We start from the raw sequence: 14,973 nt of genomic DNA on the forward strand, positions 1-14,973 counted from the left end.
ATCCGGGCGAAAGCCGCAAGATTATCCAGCGAGGCTAATGCGGCGCCCATTTCGGCGCCGTCGGGCGCGCGGTCTTGTAATCGCCGCGCGCCACCAGGGCGAAGGCGCCGAGCGCCAGCGCCAGCATGGTGATCCACCACGCCTCGACCGAAGCGACGCCGAAAGCGCCCATGGCGAAGGCAAAAGTGAGGGCGCCGATCCAGAACGGCGCCTGCCGCTCCGGCTGCGCGGCGGCGGCCCGATAGGCCAGCAGGACCAGCGCCGCGATGGCGAAGGCGCCGATCAGGCCGAGGTCCGTCCAGATCTGGAACAGGATCGAATGCGGCGCGGAGAGCGGCAGATAGCCGCGCCAATAGCCGGAATTCACGAAATTGAAGCCGTGCCCCGTGAAGATGCGCACGCCGTCATTGACGATCATCGCGCCCCAGGCCTTCACGCTGAGCAAAGATGGCGCGGCGTCCGTCCCGATCAGCGGACCGATCAGCAGCGGGACGAGCGGCGCGCCGATGAAACAGGCGGCGGCGAAACGTCCCAGCCAGAGGCCCGTGACGCGGGCGTTCCAGAGCGCAAAGCCGAAAGCCAGAGCGGCGAAGGCGGTCGCCGCCAGCGCGCCGGTCGCCGGCGCCGAGACCGCCGCCGCCAGAACGACGATGGCGAGGCTCGCCGAGAGCGTCGCGCGATTGCGCAAATGGGTCGCCGCCAGCGCCGGCCAGAGCAGGAGCAGCGCGGCCTCCATGCCGAGGATGATATCCTCGTCGCCGGCCTGGCCGGCCCCAGCGAAAGTCTGCGCGCTCAGGACCAGGGCGCCAAGCGCCGTCAGGGCCACGCCGAGCGGCAGGAAATAGAGATTGGCCGCCCGGGTGCGCGGCGGCAGAGCCGCCGCGACCGGCAGGACGCTGGCCATGGTCAGCATGGCCTTGATCAGGCGCGGCGCGGCTTCGGACGGAAAGGGCGTCCAGAGCAGGGACAGCAGCATCCAGAAGGCGAGAAAGCACGCCGCCAGTCCGACGCCCGACAGCAGGAAGGCGAAAATGTCGCGCATGTTCAGGCGCGGCGCGAGCACCAGCCCCGCGGCGAGGATCAGCGCGCCGCCGATCGGCGGCAGGATGAAGATCGCGCGCGGCGACAGCAGCTGAAAAAAGGGCGTGGCGACAAAAACCACCGCGACGCCGATGCGCAGGAGGAGATTGGCGGCGTCGTCGGACGCTTTGTCGGCGGTTTGCTGGTTGATCATTACGCAAGCGATTCGTTATGAGAAAGCGGCTTCGGAGTCCGAAGGCCATATTCTAGACAATGCCGGGCGGCGGGGCTGTGGGCAATTCGCAACAGTGACGAGCGATTCTCCTGTTCGGCCCATCGGGACGCTTTTGGCGGGGCGGCAAATGATACGGATCACGCGGTCGATCGCGCTCGACGAGTCCGAATTGCATGAGGATTTCATGCGCGCGTCGGGTCCGGGCGGCCAGAACGTGCAGAAGGTCGAATCCGCCGTGCAATTGCGGTTCAACCTGTTCGAATCGCCCAATCTGCCCGAGGCCGTGCGCGAAAGGCTCATCGTTCTGGCCGGGAGCCGGCTCGCCTTGAACGGCGACCTGATCATCAATGCGCAAAGGTACCGCACCCAGCCGCGCAACCGCGCCGACGCGCTTGAGCGGCTGATCGCCTTAATCCGCGAAGCGGCGCTGCCGCCGCCGCCGCCGCGCCGCCCGACACGGCCGACGCTGGCCTCGAAGAAACGGCGGCTGGAGGGCAAGAAGCAGCGCGGCGCGGTCAAGAGCTTCCGGGGCAAGCCGTCCGAGGACTGACGCGCCTTTCGTCCCCGCCGGCTGGCCGCTTGCCGCTGAACGGCGGCGATGCTAGGGCTTCGGCGTTGCGCGATCCCTGTGGCGTCGGCGGCCGGACGAGAGACAGAATGACCATTCGCTTGCACCAGGGCGACCTGCCCGACGACTACCAGCCCGGCGCCAGCATCGCCATCGACACCGAGACCCTCGGCCTCAATCCGCACCGCGACCGGCTTTGCCTCGTGCAGCTCTCGCGCGGCGACGGCGAGGCCGATCTCGTGCAGATCGCCAGGGGCCAGACCTCCGCGCCCAATCTCGCCCGCATGCTCGCGGACCCCGCGGTGGCCAAGCTGTTCCATTTCGCGCGGTTCGATCTTGCGATTCTGCAAAAGACCTTTGGCCAGCGCGTCGCGCCTGTCTATTGCACCAAGATCGCGTCGCGCCTCATCCGCACCTATACCGACCGCCACGGCCTGAAGGATCTCGTGCGCGAATTGCTGGGCGTGGAGATTTCCAAGCAGCAGCAAACGTCCGACTGGGGCGCGGAGCGGCTGAGCGAGGCGCAGCTCGCCTATGCGGCCTCCGACGTGTTGCATCTGCATGCCTTGCGCACGAAGCTCGACCTGCTGCTCGCCCGCGAAGGCCGGACGGCGCTCGCGCAAGCCTGTTTCGATTTTCTTCCGACGCGCGCGGAACTGGATTTGCTGGGCTGGCCGGAAACGGATATTTTCGCGCATAGTTAAGCTTTGCGGCGTCCGGCGCCGCCGCGCTTCGGTCAAAATGCTTCGAGGACATGATTTTGCCCCGCGGTCGCCGTACTGACGCGCGGGCGTCATAAATCGGAGCGGCTTTTTGCAGTCAGATCGCTTTTATTCCAGGCTTCTTAACCGGCGGCGCCGCAAATCGGGCGGAAGGACGCTTCGATGACTTCAGGGGGCGCCGCGGCCCGGGGCGAAACCATGCCGACCGAGGGATCAAGACAGACCGGCGACGGCTTCACCGCCGCCAATCCCGTCCGCGCCCGCGCCTTCCGGTCGGCGTCGCGGCACAGCGCCCGCGTCAAATGGCTCAGGCGCGCGATCCTGCTTGGCGCTGCGGCGGCGACCATCGGCGTGCTCGGCTATTCCTATTTCGGCGCCCGGGATATCGGCGACGTGCATTTCTCGCTCGAACGCTTTGGAATCAGCGGCGACAAGATCACCATGGAGCGCCCGCGCCTGACCGGCGTGCGCCGCGACGGCAAACCCTATGACGTGAGCGCCGAGACGGGCGTGCAAAATCCGAAAGACCCCTCCCGCACTTTCCTGACCAGGCTGGTCGCCAAGCTGCGCATGGCCGACGACAGCGACACGCTGATCACCGGCGAGACAGGAACCTATGATTCCAATACGCAGATCCTTGACCTCGCCGGCAATGTCCATATCAGGGGCGTGAATTTCGATCTGGCGATGCGCAGCGCGACCATGAATTTCAAGACCAATATCTTCGGCTCGAACGAACCGGTGCGGCTGGATTTCGCCAGCGGCTGGATCGAGTCGGACACTTTGTCCTCGACGGAGAATGGCGTGGAGGTCACTTTCCTGGGCAATGTGCGGTCGCAATTCGTTCAGCCGCCCGAGGATGCGCCGGCCGCGCCCGGCCAGAAGGAACACTGACCATGATTCGCGGAATGTCCTCGGGAGCGAAAGCTCTCACGCTGGCGCTCGGCTTGGCCGCGACGCCCGTCCTGTTCGCCTTGCCGGCGCTGGCGGCGCCGCCGACCGCGCCTGCGCCCGCCGCCGCTCCAGCCGGCGCCGCTCCATCGGGCGCTGCTCCTGCCGCCGCTCCGGGCGCGGCGTTGCTGCCGGGCGGCGGAAGCCGCGAGCCAATCAACGTGTCCGCCAACAAGCTCGATTATTTCGATAAGGAGCAGAAGGCTGTCTATACCGGCAATGTCGTCGCCGTTCAGGGCGAGACGCGCCTCAACGCCTCTGTTCTCACCATCTATTTCGATCGCAAGCCGGCTGCGGGCGCCGCCGGAACGGCGCCGGCCGCCAAGGCTGGCCCGGGCGGCGCCAATTCCGGCCTGCGCCGCATGGAAGGCCAGGGGCCCGTCGCCATCACCAGCAAGGACCAGGTCGGCACTGGCGACGCCCTGATCTATGACAAGCCGACCAATAAATTCTATCTGATCGGCAATGTCGCGCTGTCGCAGGGCGAAAACGTCACGCGCGGCGACATGTTGACCTATGATCTCGCCAGCGGCCAGGCGATCGTGTCTTCAAAGGGCCGCGTTCACACGCTGATCGTGCCCGGCGAAGACGCCAAGCCGGGTGCGCCAAATTCCGGCGCTGCGCCCCCCGGCGGCAAGCCCGCCGCTCCCAAGCCTGCCGCTCCCAAGCCTGCCGCGCCGCCCGATCTCAGAAAAACGACGCCCTGAATCGACCCGCCTCGAAGCAATGCGCGCCCCTGAGGGGCGCCGACGACCGACCGATCGGCCTGACCAATGCTCTATGTCCATCATCTGGGAAAAAGCTACAAGGCCCGTCGGGTCGTCGAGGACGTGAGCCTGAACGTCCGGCGCGGCGAAGCCGTCGGCCTGCTCGGGCCGAACGGCGCCGGCAAGACCACGGTCTTCTATATGATCACCGGGCTCATCAAGCCGGACAAGGGCATGATCGAACTCGACGGCCACGACGTCACCGGCCTGCCGATGTATCGCCGCGCCCGCCTCGGCATCGGCTATCTGCCGCAGGAGGCTTCGATCTTCCGCGGCCTGAGCGTCGAGGACAATATCCGCGCCGTGCTCGAAATCGCCGAGCCGGACCGCGACCGCCGCGCCCAGCAGCTCGAATCCCTGCTGGAGGAATTCGACATCAAGCGCCTGCGCAAATCGCCCTCCATCGCCCTTTCGGGCGGCGAGCGCCGACGCTGTGAGATCGCCCGCTCGCTGGCCAGCAATCCCTCCTTCATGCTGCTCGACGAGCCTTTCGCCGGCATCGATCCGATCGCGGTCGGCGACATTCAGGATCTCGTGCAGCATTTGAAGGGGCGCGGGATCGGCGTGCTCATTACGGACCACAATGTGCGCGAGACGCTCGGCCTGATCGACCGGGCCTATATCATCCACTCGGGCCACGTGCTGACCGAGGGCGAGCCGGACGCCATCGTCGCCAATCCGGACGTGCGTCGCTTCTATCTCGGCGAAGACTTCCGGATGTGACGCCAACGCCCGCAGGGGCGAGCGCGCGGCCACAGAATTTTCTTGCTGAAACAAGGCTCTGTTCAGCAGGTTCCGGGCGATTTTCGTTTGGTTCGCGACGTCTTTTTTCGTGGCCGACGCCTGAAAAATGGTGTATGCAAAAAACGGGCCGAGCGGGTCCGTGTAAGCGCAGGGCCGACGGCCCGCCTTTTCCGGTATGTGAGTTGCGAATGGCTCTATCCGCCAAAATGTTGCTTCGACAGGGCCAGTCCCTGGTGATGACGCCGCAGCTGCTGCAGGCGATCAAGCTTTTGCAATATTCGAGCGTCGAGCTGGCGGCCTTTGTCGAGGAAGAGCTGGAGCGCAACCCGCTGCTGGAGCGCTCCGAGGACGGTCCTGATCCGACGCCCACGGGAATCGACGCCATCGCCGAGGCTCAGCCTGGCGACGAAGCTGCGGCCTTTTCCGGCGATCCCGCCGAGTCCGACTGGAGTTCGCCGCAGCTCGCCGTGTCTTCCGAGGGCCTCGCGGAAAGCCTCGGCACGGATGTCGAAAACGCCTTCGACGGGGACCGCGACCTCAGCCCGGCGGTGGAGCAGAACAAGCTCGAGGCCATGGGCCTGTCCGATTCGGCCTGGTCCGGCGTCGGCGGCGGCGAAGCGGGCGGCGAGGCGTCGAATATCGAGGCCTATGTCGCCGGCCAGACGACGCTGTCGGAATATCTCGGCCAGCAGCTGGCGCTGGCGACCGACGATCCGGTCGAGCGCATGATCGGAACGGGAATCATCGACGCCATCGACGAAGCCGGCTATCTGCGCGAGAGCGCGGAGGAGATCGCCGATCGCCTGGGCGCGTCGCTGGAGCGCGTCGAAAAGGTCATCGCGCTCGTCCAGACCTTTGAGCCGACAGGCGTTGGCGCGCGCGACCTAGCCGAATGCATCGCGCTGCAATTGCGCGAGCTGGACCGCTTCGATCCGGCCATGCAGGCCATGGTCGCCAACCTGCCGCTGGTGGCCCGGCGCGATTTCGCCGCCCTTCGCAAGATTTGCGGCGTGGATGACGAGGACCTGCGCGACATGCTGGCGGAAATCCGCCGGCTCGATCCCAAGCCCGGCCGCGCCTTTGGCGGGGCGCCGGTCCAGCCGGTCGCGCCGGATGTGATCGTGCGCGCGGCGCGCGACGGCTCCTGGCTGATCGAGCTGAATTCGGAGGCCCTGCCGCGCGTTCTCGTCAACCAGACCTACGCCGCCACCGTTTCGCGCAAGGGCTGCGCCGACGAGGACAGGAATTTCCTGTCGCAATGTCTCCAAACCGCCAATTGGCTGACGAAGAGTCTCGAGCAGCGCGCCCGCACCATCCTGAAGGTCTCGACCGAGATCGTGCGCCGGCAGGACGCCTTTCTGGCGCTGGGCGTCGAGCATTTGCGCCCGCTCAATCTAAAGAACATCGCGGACGCCGTCGGCCTGCACGAATCGACCGTTTCGCGCGTCACCTCGAACAAATACATGGCGACGCCGCGCGGCCTGTTCGAGTTGAAATATTTCTTCACGGCGTCGATCGCGGCCCATGGCGGCGGCGACGCCCATTCGGCCGAGGCGGTGCGCTTCAAGATCAAGCAGATGATCGACGCCGAGGAGCCGGACGCCATCCTTTCGGACGACGCCATCGTCGAGCGCCTCAAGGCGCAGAACATAGACATCGCCCGACGCACCGTCGCCAAATATCGCGAAAGCCTGAGAATTCCGTCCTCTGTCGAGCGCCGGCGCGAGAAGCAGAGCTCCGCCTCGTTCTGACGCGCCAGCTGCGCGCGGGGACGCCGTATGGGTCACGACGCCCCGTCGTTTTCGGGCGTCGGGATGCGGCATTGACTTCAGCCGCGGAGGCTTCTAACCCTTGAATGAACGCTCGGGCCTGGCTCCGGAAATTCGCGCGGCGGCGCTCCGAGCTCCGCCGCAGGGAGCCGAGGGAGTGCCCCTGACGGCGCCTGGAACAAGAGCGGCTTGAAACCAAGAAACGGAACGACCCGATGCCCCTGCGGATCTCTGGCAAAAATATCAATATCGGCGAGGCTCTGCGCACCCACGTCTCAGACCGGCTGAATGCGGCGACCGGGAAATATTTCGACGGCTCCGTCACCGGCCATGTCACGATCGAGCCCGAAGGCTCCGGCTATCGCACGGATTGCACGCTTCACCTCGCCTCCGGCGTCACCCTGCAGGCCGAAGGCCGCGCGCAGGAGGTTTACGCCAGCTTCGACCAGACCGCCGCGCGCATTGAGAGCCGCCTGCGCCGCTACAAGCGCAAGCTGAAGGATCGCGGCGCCGCGCGCGAGGCCGGCCCCGCCGGCGAGCCGATCCGCTATACGGTCCTTGGCGCGCTCGACGAGGCCGCCGAGGCCCCGGCCGAACATGATTTCAAGCCGGCGGTGATCGCCGAATCCGAAAAGTTCCTGCAGGAATTGTCCGTTTCAGCAGCCGTGCTGGAGCTGGACCTGACCGGCGCGCCGGTCCTCGTTTTCCGTCACGCGACCAATGGCCGCGTGAACGTGATCTATCGCCGCCTCGACGGCAATATCGGCTGGGTCGATCCGACCATTGGCGATAAAGGCACGGCGTGATCGCGGCTCATTTTTTGCCTGTGTTCGCGCGGGTTTCGCCAATGCTCGCGCGAGCGCCATATTTCGGGCTTGCGCGAACCCTCTTCGGCGGGCGGCGCGCGTTCAGAGACGCCTTGAAGGGCGTCCGGGCGCATCTTTTGATGTGCGCCTGGGCGCGTCTTGCGATTGCGGGCCCTGCTGTCGGCGCCTTGACGGAAAACGATCTTCATGCCGCTTGAAAATCTTCTGGTCCCCGAGGCGATTTTGCCTTCCCTCCGGGTGAATGGCAAAAAGCAGGCGTTGCAGGAATTGAGCGAGAAGGCGGCGGAAGTCTCCGGACTTCCGGCGCGTGAGATTTTCGAAGCCTGGATGCAGCGGGAAAAGCTCAATTCCACCGGCCTTGGCGATGGAATCGCCATTCCGCATGGCAAATTGCTGAATGCCCCGCGGATTTTCGGCATTTTCGCCCGGCTGGAGCGCGGAATCGACTTCGAGGCGCTGGACGGCCAGCCGGTCGATCTGTTGTTTGGCCTCATCGCGCCGGAAAACGCCGGCGCCGATCATCTCAAGGCGCTCGCCGTCATCGCGCGCCTGCTCAGAAATCCGGCGACGCTGGCCAAGATTCGAGCGACCCGCGAGGCGCCTGCGCTATATTCCATCCTGACGCAAGCCGCGCCGTCCTCCGACGCGGCCTGACCGCCGCGCCGGGGCCGCAATCGCTCCTCATGCGCGCCACAAGCTTCGCCTATCCGTCGCGCGCCTTCCGCCGGAACTGAGCCGCAGCCATGATCGACGACGCCGTCGCCAGCCTTCGCGATATGTTCACGCCGCCGTTCCGCGCGGTGCTCGGGAAGTCGCTCGGCCTGACCCTGGCCCTGCTGGCCGGGCTCTGGCTGGCGCTGGAGCGCGGGGCGGTCTGGCTCACGACGGGCGGCGAGTCCTGGTTCGCGGGGGCGCCCTGGCTGAAAACCTTCGTCGAGGTCGCGGCGGCGTTGGGCCTGTTCGTCGCGCTCATCTTCCTGATCGCGCCGGTCGCCATGCTGGTGGCGGGCTTTTTTCTCGACGAGCTGGCCGAACACGTCGAGGCGAAGATTTATCCGCCGGACCGGCAAGGCCGCGCCGCGCCGGCGCTGACCTCGATGTGGCTGGCGCTGAAATTCTCCGGCGTGGCGCTGGCGGTCAATCTCGTGGCCTTCGCCCTCTGGCTGATCCCGGGCGTCAACGCCTTGGTCTTCTTCGTGGCCAACGCCTATCTGTTCAGCCGGGAATATTTCGAGCTGGCGGCGATGCGCTATCGTCCGCCGGACGAAGCGCGCGCGCTGCGCCGCCGCCATCGGCTGACGATCTTTGCGGCGGGGCTGCTCATTTCACTCTTCGTCGCCACGCCGGTGTTGAACCTGCTGACGCCCTTGTTCGGAATCGGCCTGATGGCGCGGCTCCACAAAAGACTGACGGAGCCGCAGCCGGCGCTCTCTCCGAGATAAGGCCTGGACCGGCGCACATATCTTATGTGGGCCGGTTAGGAGCGAACGCCATAGGGCGTCGATCAACGCCCTCGTCCGCCGGGCTATGGGCCGAGCTTATGCGAGGGATTTCTTCGATCGCGACGAAGTCGGGATCAAAAAAATGAATTAAACCGCGCGCTGGTCGGCGTATTGGCCGGTCTTGCGGAAGCGGTAAAGATAGGTCGGGACGATCGCCTCGATCGATTCCGGCGCGATGCCGAGGCCGGCGAGCGTGCGGCCGTCCGCGCTGGCCTGTTCGGAAACGACATTGTCCTTTTTCAGCAGCTCGACCTGGTCGGCGGTGAAGACGAATTCGGCCGGAAGCAGGCCGAGCAGCAATTTGTTGAGCGTCTCGGTCACGGAGCCGAGCGCGGCGGCGGCGCCGAAGGGCAAGGGCGCGAGCGCGCGACGGCGGTGGATCGTCGCCAGCGTGAATTCCAGCACTTCGCGCATGGTCTTTACTTCGGGGCCGCCGAGTTCATAGACCGCGCCATCCTTGCCCGCACCGCCCAGCAGGCGGGCGCCGGCCTTGGCGACGTCGCCGACATAGACCGGCTGCAATTTCGTCGCGCCGCCGCCGATCAGGGGCAGGACGGGCAGGAAGCGGGCCATGGTCGCGAAACGGTTGAAGAACTGGTCCTCGGGTCCGAACACCACCGAGGGGCGCAGGATTTTGGCCGAAGGCAAGGCCGCAAGAACGGCGGCTTCGCCGGCGGCCTTGGTGCGCGCATAGGCGGAAGGCGAGTCCGGATCGGCGCCGATGGCCGAAACATGCACGAAATTGGAAATCCCGGCTGCTTGCGCCGCCTTGGCGACGGCCGCGGCGCCCTCGGCCTGAACGCCGTCGAAGGTCTGCTTGCCCCAGGGCGCGAGGATGCCGACCAGATTGACCGCCGCCTCGGCGCCGCGCAGGGCGGCGGCGAGCGAGTCCGGATAGCGGATATTGGCCTGAACGGCGTTGATCTGGCCGACGCGGCCGAGCGGTTGCAGATGGAAGGCGAGATCCGGCCGCCGCGTCGCGACGCGGATGCGCCAGCCGTCGCGGGCAAGGGAGCGGACGAGATGGCGGCCGATGAAGCCGGAGCCGCCGAAGACGGTGACGATGCGATCCTGGGGCTGAATGTCGGTCATCGATGCGAGCCTTTGATTCGCGCAGCGGCGCTTTTGGATTCGGGCAGACGGCGCTTTGCCGTCTGATTAGTCAAAACGAGGCCGCGCGTCCATGCGACTCTTCGCCAACGAGGAGTCCTTAGGCGAAGGGCGCGCTCCGGCGATCAGCCGCGAGCCGGCGTCAGGCGCGCCTCGCCCATCAGGGCCGGGGCGCCGCTCGCCGTATGGGCGATCAGCCGGAGGACGGCGACGAAACGATTGTCCGCTTCTTCGAGCTTGACCACGCGTGCGGTCAGGGAGGCGGTCTCGCCTTCGAGCACGGGCGTCAGGAACTGTCCGGTCAGGCCGACGATGGTGAGATCGGGACGCCAGTCGCGCAACATCGGCTCGAAAGCAGCGAGCAGCTTCATCCCGTGGATGGGGCGGGCGGAAAAGCCGAAGCCCTGCGCGAAGGCGAGATCGAGGTGCAGCGGGTTGGAATCGCCGGAAACCGCCGCATATTCGGCCAGATCGGCGACGGAGAAGGGGCCGATCGTCTGCGGCGGGAGCTTTTCGCCGACGCGCGGCGCGGTCGGGGCGGAATTGGGCGCCGTCATGGCCTGGCGGCTCCGGGAAGGGTCGCGGGGTCGATCAGCCGCAGCGTGGAGACGATGCGGCCGACGCGGGCGCCTTCGGTATCGAAGACTTCCGCCGTGACGATCAGCCGCGCGGGCTCCAGTTCGCGCCGGAACTCCAGCATCAGGTCATAGCTTTCGCCGAGCTCGATCGGCCGCAAATATTCGAAATGCTGCGCCTCGTGCACCGGCAGGCCGACTTCCTGCGCGGCGGCGCGCACCGCCCCGCCGATTTCCGGCAGATTCATCACGATGACCGGAAAGCTCGCGGGCGGCAGCCCCTCGGCTTCGCGCCAGCCGGTCGCGCGCCGGAATGCGGCGACGACGTCCGGCGACGCCGTCGCGCGCAGCGGTCCCATATGTTGGACGAGCGGCGTGGCGTTCATGTCTCAGGCCGGGGCGTGAGGCGTCACGATCAGCGAGGCGTTGATGCCGCCGAACGCAAGCGAATTGGACAGCACGGCGCGGATCGGCATTTTCAGCGCGGTCGGGCCGACCAGCCGGATCTCGCATTTGGGATCCTGAATCTCTGTGTTCATATTGGGCGGGGCGACCTGTTCGCGCAGGGCCATGATCGAGATCAGCAGCTCCAGCGCGCCGCTCGCGCCCATGGCGTGGCCATGTACGGGCTTGGTCGAGGAGACCGGAAGACTGGCGCAATAATCGCCGAAGGCGCGGTTGAGCGCCTCGGCCTCGGTCACGTCGTTCATCACGGTCGCAGTGCCGTGGGCGTTGACGTAATCAATGTCGGTCGGCGCGAGACCCGCGTCGTCCAGCGCCATGGTCATGCAGGCGGCGGCGCTGGCCGCGTCGGGGCGCACGGCGTCGAGGCCGTCGGTATTGGTGCCATAGCCTGCGATGACCGCCAGCGGCGTGGCGCCGCGGGCCAAAGCGACGTCCTCGGCCTCGATCACGAACATGGCGGCGCCTTCGCCGAGCACCATGCCGTTGCGGTTCTTGGCGAAGGGCCGGCAGAGATCGGGGGTGAGCACGCGCAGGCATTCCCAGGCGCGCATGGAGCCATTGGTGGCGCAGGCCTCGGAGCCGCCGACAATGGCGCGATCGATCATGCCCGCGCGGATCATCTGCACGGCGAGGCCGACGGCCTGGCTGCCCGAGGAACAGGCGCTGGCGAGCGCGAAACAGGGCCCGGTCGCGCCATAGCGCATGGAAATCTGCGTCGGTCCGGCGCTCGGGATGAGCTTGGGCACGGTCAGCGTGTCGGGCCGCTTGTTGGCGAAATAGACATTATAGATGCCATCGTCGCAGGTGCGCATGCCGCCCGCGCCCGTGCCGAGCAGGGAGGCGCAGCGCGAGCCCTGACGTTCGCTGGGATCGAGCCCGGCCTGCGCCAGAGCCTCGTCGGCGGCGACAATGGCGTAAGCCGTGAAGGGATCGGCGAAAGGCGCCAGCTGCGGGCCGAGCTGGGCCTCGATGTCGAAGTCGCGGACCTGGGCGGAAATGCGGATGCGGCCGCCATAGGGCTCGCGCACGATCAGCGGGCCGGTGCAGGGCGAACCGTCGCGCGCCGCACGCCACAGGGATTGGGCTCCGATTCCGGCCGCCGAAACGGCGCCCATCCCGGTGACTACGACTCGTCTGGAACTCATTTCTCGGTTTTTTCCTTCAGGATATGGGCGCTGATCGCCTCGACCAGGCCCTTGAGGTCCTTGGCCTCCTGGAAAGAGCCGTCCATCGGGATATAGACGTCGAATTTTTCCTCGATGGCGGTGAGAATCATCACAATGTCGATGGATTTCAGGCCGAGACTTTCGATCGTCGCGTCGTCCTGAAGCTTTTCACGAGGAATCATGCCCTCGGTGGCGATGACATCGAGAATGTCGTTGATCATCGTCGGCTGGTCATTCGAAACCGAAGTCAATGGCGCACCCCTGGTTGCGTTCGGCAATCCCGTCCGTCGCTCGGGCGGCCCTGAGGCGCGCGATCCGATGTCGCCGGGAGCTGCGTCGGGCCCAAATAAATTGAAACCGGACGCCCCTCCATGTAGCAAAGTGTCTCAGGCGGCGCCAAACCAATTTTTTCGCGCCCGGCGGCCCGCCGCGCCCGGCCCGGAAAAGCATTTCAGGACAATAGGATGCCGCACCCCCTCGCCGCACGCTCCGCCGCCCTCGACGAGCCGCCGCCGGGTCTGACCGAGGAAATGATGGAGCGTCTGGTGCGCGAATTCTATTCGCGCGCCCGATCCGACTCGTTATTGGGCCCGATCTTCGAGGCGCGGCTGGCCGGCCATTGGGAAGAGCATATCGCCCGCCTGACCGATTTCTGGTCGCAGATCGGCCTGCGGACCGGACGTTATAACGGCCGGCCTCTGCCGGCCCATGCCGCGCTCGATCTGGCGCCGGAGCATTTCAAGATCTGGCTGGGCCTGTTCGAGCAGACGGCGCGCGACGTTCTGCCGCCGGACGGGGCGCGATTCTTCATCGCCCGCGCCCATCGCATCGCCGAAAGCTTTCAGCTTGGCCTGAACATCGGCGCAAAGGCGCTGGATTTCCGCGCGACCCAGCGGTCGCGGGAACCGGAATAGGTTCATATAAAGAGTTGTTTATATCTTTATTGCCTGCTGGCGGCTTGGCTGCTATAGAAGCGGCCAATCTCAAGCCGCCAGCCGCAACAGGATGGGAAAGTCATGAACGCCAGCCATCTCACCCATGATTATGTCGTCGCCGACATCGGCCTCGCCGATTGGGGCCGCAAGGAAATCGCCATCGCCGAAACGGAAATGCCGGGGCTGATGGCCACGCGCGCCGAATATGGCGCCAGCCTGCCGCTGAAGGGCGCCCGCGTCGCCGGTTCGCTGCACATGACCATCCAGACCGCCGTGCTGATCGAGACCTTGCAGGCGCTCGGCGCCGAGGTCCGCTGGGCCTCGTGCAATATTTACTCGACCCAGGACCACGCCGCCGCGGCCATCGCCGCCGCTGGCACGCCGGTCTTTGCGATCAAGGGCGAGAGCCTTGAGGAATATTGGGACTATACCCACCGCATTTTCGAATGGGGCGACGGCGGCACGCCGAACATGATCCTCGACGACGGCGGCGACGCCACGCTGCTGATCCATCTCGGCCTGCGCGCCGAGCAGGGCGACACCGCCTTCCTCGACAAGGCCACGAATGAGGAAGAGGAAGTCCTCTTCGCCGCGATCAAGAAGCGGCTCAAGGCCAATCCGGGGTTCTATGGCCGCTGCGCCGCCGCCATCAAGGGCGTGACGGAAGAGACCACCACGGGCGTCCACCGTCTCTACATCATGGAGAAAGAAGGCAAGCTGCTGTGGCCGGCGATCAACGTCAATGATTCCGTCACCAAGTCCAAGTTCGACAATCTCTATGGCTGCCGCGAGTCGCTGGTCGACGGCATCCGTCGCGGCACCGACGTCATGATGGCCGGCAAGGTGGCGATGGTCGCGGGCTTCGGCGACGTCGGCAAGGGCTCGGCGGCCTCGCTGCGCAATGCGGGCTGCCGCGTGCTGGTTTCGGAAATCGATCCGATCTGCGCCCTGCAGGCCGCCATGGAAGGCTACGAGGTCGTCACCATGGAAGACGCGGCCCCTCGCGCGGATATTTTCGTGACGACGACCGGCAATATCGACGTCATCACCATCGACCATATGCGCGCCATGAAGGACCGCGCCATCGTCTGCAACATTGGCCATTTCGACTCCGAAATTCAGGTCGCCGCGCTGCGCAACCTGAAATGGCACAATGTGAAGCCGCAGGTCGACGAGATCGAATTCCCCGACAGCAAGCGAATCATCCTGCTTTCCGAAGGCCGCCTGGTGAACCTTGGCAACGCGACCGGCCATCCGTCCTTCGTGATGTCGGCGTCTTTCACCAACCAGACGCTGGCGCAGATCGAATTGTGGACCAAGCCTGGCCATTACGCCAAAAAGGTCTTCACCCTGCCCAAGCATCTCGACGAGAAGGTCGCCAAGCTTCATCTTGGCAAGATCGGCGTGAAGCTGACGGCGCTGACCCCGGCGCAATCGGCCTATCTTTCGGTTCCGGCGGAAGGCCCCTTCAAGCCGGAGCATTACCGCTACTGAGCCTTTTCGACGCCGCGCCCTGTGGCGCCCTTGCATAATTCTGCGCCTTCGGCTCTCGCCGGAGGCGTTTTCTTTTTCGTTCCCCTTTCTTAACCAAGAATCCAGAGAGTAAATTCGGGTGAT

General features: G+C 65.8%; 17 protein-coding genes. 11 read left to right on the forward strand and 6 right to left on the reverse strand.

What is annotated here, in order from left to right:
* Window positions 1-34: 34 nt before the first annotated feature.
* Entirely contained in the window at window positions 35-1,234 is a 1,200-nt protein-coding gene (locus QM467_RS08300) for a hypothetical protein (RefSeq protein WP_283365838.1), read from the reverse strand.
* A 148-nt stretch (window positions 1,235-1,382) separates the two neighbouring features.
* Between QM467_RS08300 and arfB the strand changes: the two genes are divergently transcribed.
* The 9 genes from arfB to QM467_RS08345 all read left to right on the forward strand — a co-directional run bounded on the left by arfB (window position 1,383) and on the right by QM467_RS08345 (window position 9,045).
* Window positions 1,383-1,805 carry an alternative ribosome rescue aminoacyl-tRNA hydrolase ArfB gene (gene arfB / locus QM467_RS08305; RefSeq protein ID WP_283365839.1) on the forward strand — a complete coding sequence of 141 codons (423 nt, stop codon included), beginning with the start codon at window positions 1,383-1,385 and terminating at the stop codon, window positions 1,803-1,805.
* Window positions 1,806-1,912: 107 nt separating this feature from the next.
* A complete protein-coding gene (locus tag QM467_RS08310) occupies window positions 1,913-2,527 on the forward strand; it encodes a ribonuclease D (protein WP_283365840.1) in 615 nt (204 codons plus the stop codon).
* 180 nt (window positions 2,528-2,707) lie between these two features.
* Window positions 2,708-3,439 (forward strand): LPS export ABC transporter periplasmic protein LptC, encoded by a 732-nt coding sequence (gene lptC, locus QM467_RS08315; protein WP_283365841.1) that lies wholly within the window; start codon window positions 2,708-2,710, stop codon window positions 3,437-3,439.
* A 2-nt stretch (window positions 3,440-3,441) separates the two neighbouring features.
* Window positions 3,442-4,203: an LptA/OstA family protein gene (locus tag QM467_RS08320; protein ID WP_283365842.1), complete on the forward strand. Its 762-nt coding sequence runs from the start codon at window positions 3,442-3,444 to the stop codon at window positions 4,201-4,203.
* A 66-nt stretch (window positions 4,204-4,269) separates the two neighbouring features.
* On the forward strand, window positions 4,270-4,986 hold the full coding sequence (gene lptB / locus QM467_RS08325; RefSeq protein ID WP_446737747.1) for an LPS export ABC transporter ATP-binding protein: 717 nt from the start codon (window positions 4,270-4,272) through the stop codon (window positions 4,984-4,986).
* Between the two features lie 209 nt (window positions 4,987-5,195).
* Window positions 5,196-6,758: an RNA polymerase factor sigma-54 gene (rpoN, locus tag QM467_RS08330; RefSeq protein WP_283365843.1), complete on the forward strand. Its 1,563-nt coding sequence runs from the start codon at window positions 5,196-5,198 to the stop codon at window positions 6,756-6,758.
* Window positions 6,759-6,991: 233 nt separating this feature from the next.
* On the forward strand, window positions 6,992-7,582 hold the full coding sequence (hpf, locus tag QM467_RS08335) for a ribosome hibernation-promoting factor, HPF/YfiA family (RefSeq protein ID WP_283365844.1): 591 nt from the start codon (window positions 6,992-6,994) through the stop codon (window positions 7,580-7,582).
* A 207-nt stretch (window positions 7,583-7,789) separates the two neighbouring features.
* Window positions 7,790-8,257, forward strand: coding sequence for a PTS sugar transporter subunit IIA (locus tag QM467_RS08340; protein WP_283365845.1), 468 nt, complete (start codon window positions 7,790-7,792; stop codon window positions 8,255-8,257).
* Window positions 8,258-8,346: 89 nt separating this feature from the next.
* The gene (locus QM467_RS08345; RefSeq protein WP_283365846.1) at window positions 8,347-9,045 is read left to right on the forward strand and encodes a sulfate transporter family protein; all 699 of its coding nucleotides are present in this window, start codon (window positions 8,347-8,349) and stop codon (window positions 9,043-9,045) included.
* Window positions 9,046-9,192: 147 nt separating this feature from the next.
* On the opposite strand, the gene QM467_RS08350 is transcribed toward QM467_RS08345, so the two are convergent.
* The 5 genes from QM467_RS08350 to QM467_RS08370 all read right to left on the reverse strand — a co-directional run bounded on the left by QM467_RS08350 (window position 9,193) and on the right by QM467_RS08370 (window position 12,672).
* A complete protein-coding gene (locus tag QM467_RS08350; RefSeq protein WP_283365847.1) occupies window positions 9,193-10,197 on the reverse strand; it encodes a complex I NDUFA9 subunit family protein in 1,005 nt (334 codons plus the stop codon).
* 143 nt (window positions 10,198-10,340) lie between these two features.
* Window positions 10,341-10,772, reverse strand: a complete 432-nt coding sequence (locus QM467_RS08355; protein WP_283365848.1) for a MaoC family dehydratase — start codon at window positions 10,770-10,772, stop codon at window positions 10,341-10,343.
* Window positions 10,769-11,176 carry a hypothetical protein gene (locus QM467_RS08360; RefSeq protein ID WP_283365849.1) on the reverse strand — a complete coding sequence of 136 codons (408 nt, stop codon included), beginning with the start codon at window positions 11,174-11,176 and terminating at the stop codon, window positions 10,769-10,771. Before QM467_RS08360 ends, QM467_RS08355 begins: the two co-directional genes overlap by 4 nt.
* A 3-nt stretch (window positions 11,177-11,179) precedes the next feature.
* Window positions 11,180-12,400, reverse strand: coding sequence for a beta-ketoacyl-[acyl-carrier-protein] synthase family protein (locus tag QM467_RS08365; RefSeq protein WP_283365850.1), 1,221 nt, complete (start codon window positions 12,398-12,400; stop codon window positions 11,180-11,182).
* On the reverse strand, window positions 12,397-12,672 hold the full coding sequence (locus QM467_RS08370) for an acyl carrier protein (RefSeq protein ID WP_342395113.1): 276 nt from the start codon (window positions 12,670-12,672) through the stop codon (window positions 12,397-12,399). Before QM467_RS08370 ends, QM467_RS08365 begins: the two co-directional genes overlap by 4 nt.
* Before the next feature lie 213 nt (window positions 12,673-12,885).
* Here QM467_RS08370 and QM467_RS08375 point away from each other — a divergent pair, with 213 nt between their 5' ends.
* Window positions 12,886-13,335 carry a group III truncated hemoglobin gene (locus QM467_RS08375; RefSeq protein WP_283365851.1) on the forward strand — a complete coding sequence of 150 codons (450 nt, stop codon included), beginning with the start codon at window positions 12,886-12,888 and terminating at the stop codon, window positions 13,333-13,335.
* Window positions 13,336-13,437: 102 nt separating this feature from the next.
* Window positions 13,438-14,850 carry an adenosylhomocysteinase gene (gene ahcY, locus QM467_RS08380; RefSeq protein ID WP_283365852.1) on the forward strand — a complete coding sequence of 471 codons (1,413 nt, stop codon included), beginning with the start codon at window positions 13,438-13,440 and terminating at the stop codon, window positions 14,848-14,850.
* Window positions 14,851-14,973 lie beyond the last annotated feature (123 nt).

It is taken from the genome of Rhodoblastus sp. 17X3, assembly GCF_030056575.1.
Lineage (GTDB): Bacteria > Pseudomonadota > Alphaproteobacteria > Rhizobiales > Beijerinckiaceae > Rhodoblastus.

Bases quoted from the DNA above. Each gene is read 5' to 3' on its own strand.
- QM467_RS08300 (WP_283365838.1), bottom strand. From the start codon at position 1,234: ATGATCAACCAGCAAACCGCCGACAAAGCGTCCGACGACGCCGCCAAT.
- arfB (WP_283365839.1), top strand. From the start codon at position 1,383: ATGATACGGATCACGCGGTCGATCGCGCTCGACGAGTCCGAATTGCAT.
- QM467_RS08310 (WP_283365840.1), top strand. From the start codon at position 1,913: ATGACCATTCGCTTGCACCAGGGCGACCTGCCCGACGACTACCAGCCC.
- lptC (WP_283365841.1), top strand. From the start codon at position 2,708: ATGACTTCAGGGGGCGCCGCGGCCCGGGGCGAAACCATGCCGACCGAG.
- QM467_RS08320 (WP_283365842.1), top strand. From the start codon at position 3,442: ATGATTCGCGGAATGTCCTCGGGAGCGAAAGCTCTCACGCTGGCGCTC.
- lptB (WP_446737747.1), top strand. From the start codon at position 4,270: ATGCTCTATGTCCATCATCTGGGAAAAAGCTACAAGGCCCGTCGGGTC.
- rpoN (WP_283365843.1), top strand. From the start codon at position 5,196: ATGGCTCTATCCGCCAAAATGTTGCTTCGACAGGGCCAGTCCCTGGTG.
- hpf (WP_283365844.1), top strand. From the start codon at position 6,992: ATGCCCCTGCGGATCTCTGGCAAAAATATCAATATCGGCGAGGCTCTG.
- QM467_RS08340 (WP_283365845.1), top strand. From the start codon at position 7,790: ATGCCGCTTGAAAATCTTCTGGTCCCCGAGGCGATTTTGCCTTCCCTC.
- QM467_RS08345 (WP_283365846.1), top strand. From the start codon at position 8,347: ATGATCGACGACGCCGTCGCCAGCCTTCGCGATATGTTCACGCCGCCG.
- QM467_RS08350 (WP_283365847.1), bottom strand. From the start codon at position 10,197: ATGACCGACATTCAGCCCCAGGATCGCATCGTCACCGTCTTCGGCGGC.
- QM467_RS08355 (WP_283365848.1), bottom strand. From the start codon at position 10,772: ATGACGGCGCCCAATTCCGCCCCGACCGCGCCGCGCGTCGGCGAAAAG.
- QM467_RS08360 (WP_283365849.1), bottom strand. From the start codon at position 11,176: ATGAACGCCACGCCGCTCGTCCAACATATGGGACCGCTGCGCGCGACG.
- QM467_RS08365 (WP_283365850.1), bottom strand. From the start codon at position 12,400: ATGAGTTCCAGACGAGTCGTAGTCACCGGGATGGGCGCCGTTTCGGCG.
- QM467_RS08375 (WP_283365851.1), top strand. From the start codon at position 12,886: ATGCCGCACCCCCTCGCCGCACGCTCCGCCGCCCTCGACGAGCCGCCG.
- ahcY (WP_283365852.1), top strand. From the start codon at position 13,438: ATGAACGCCAGCCATCTCACCCATGATTATGTCGTCGCCGACATCGGC.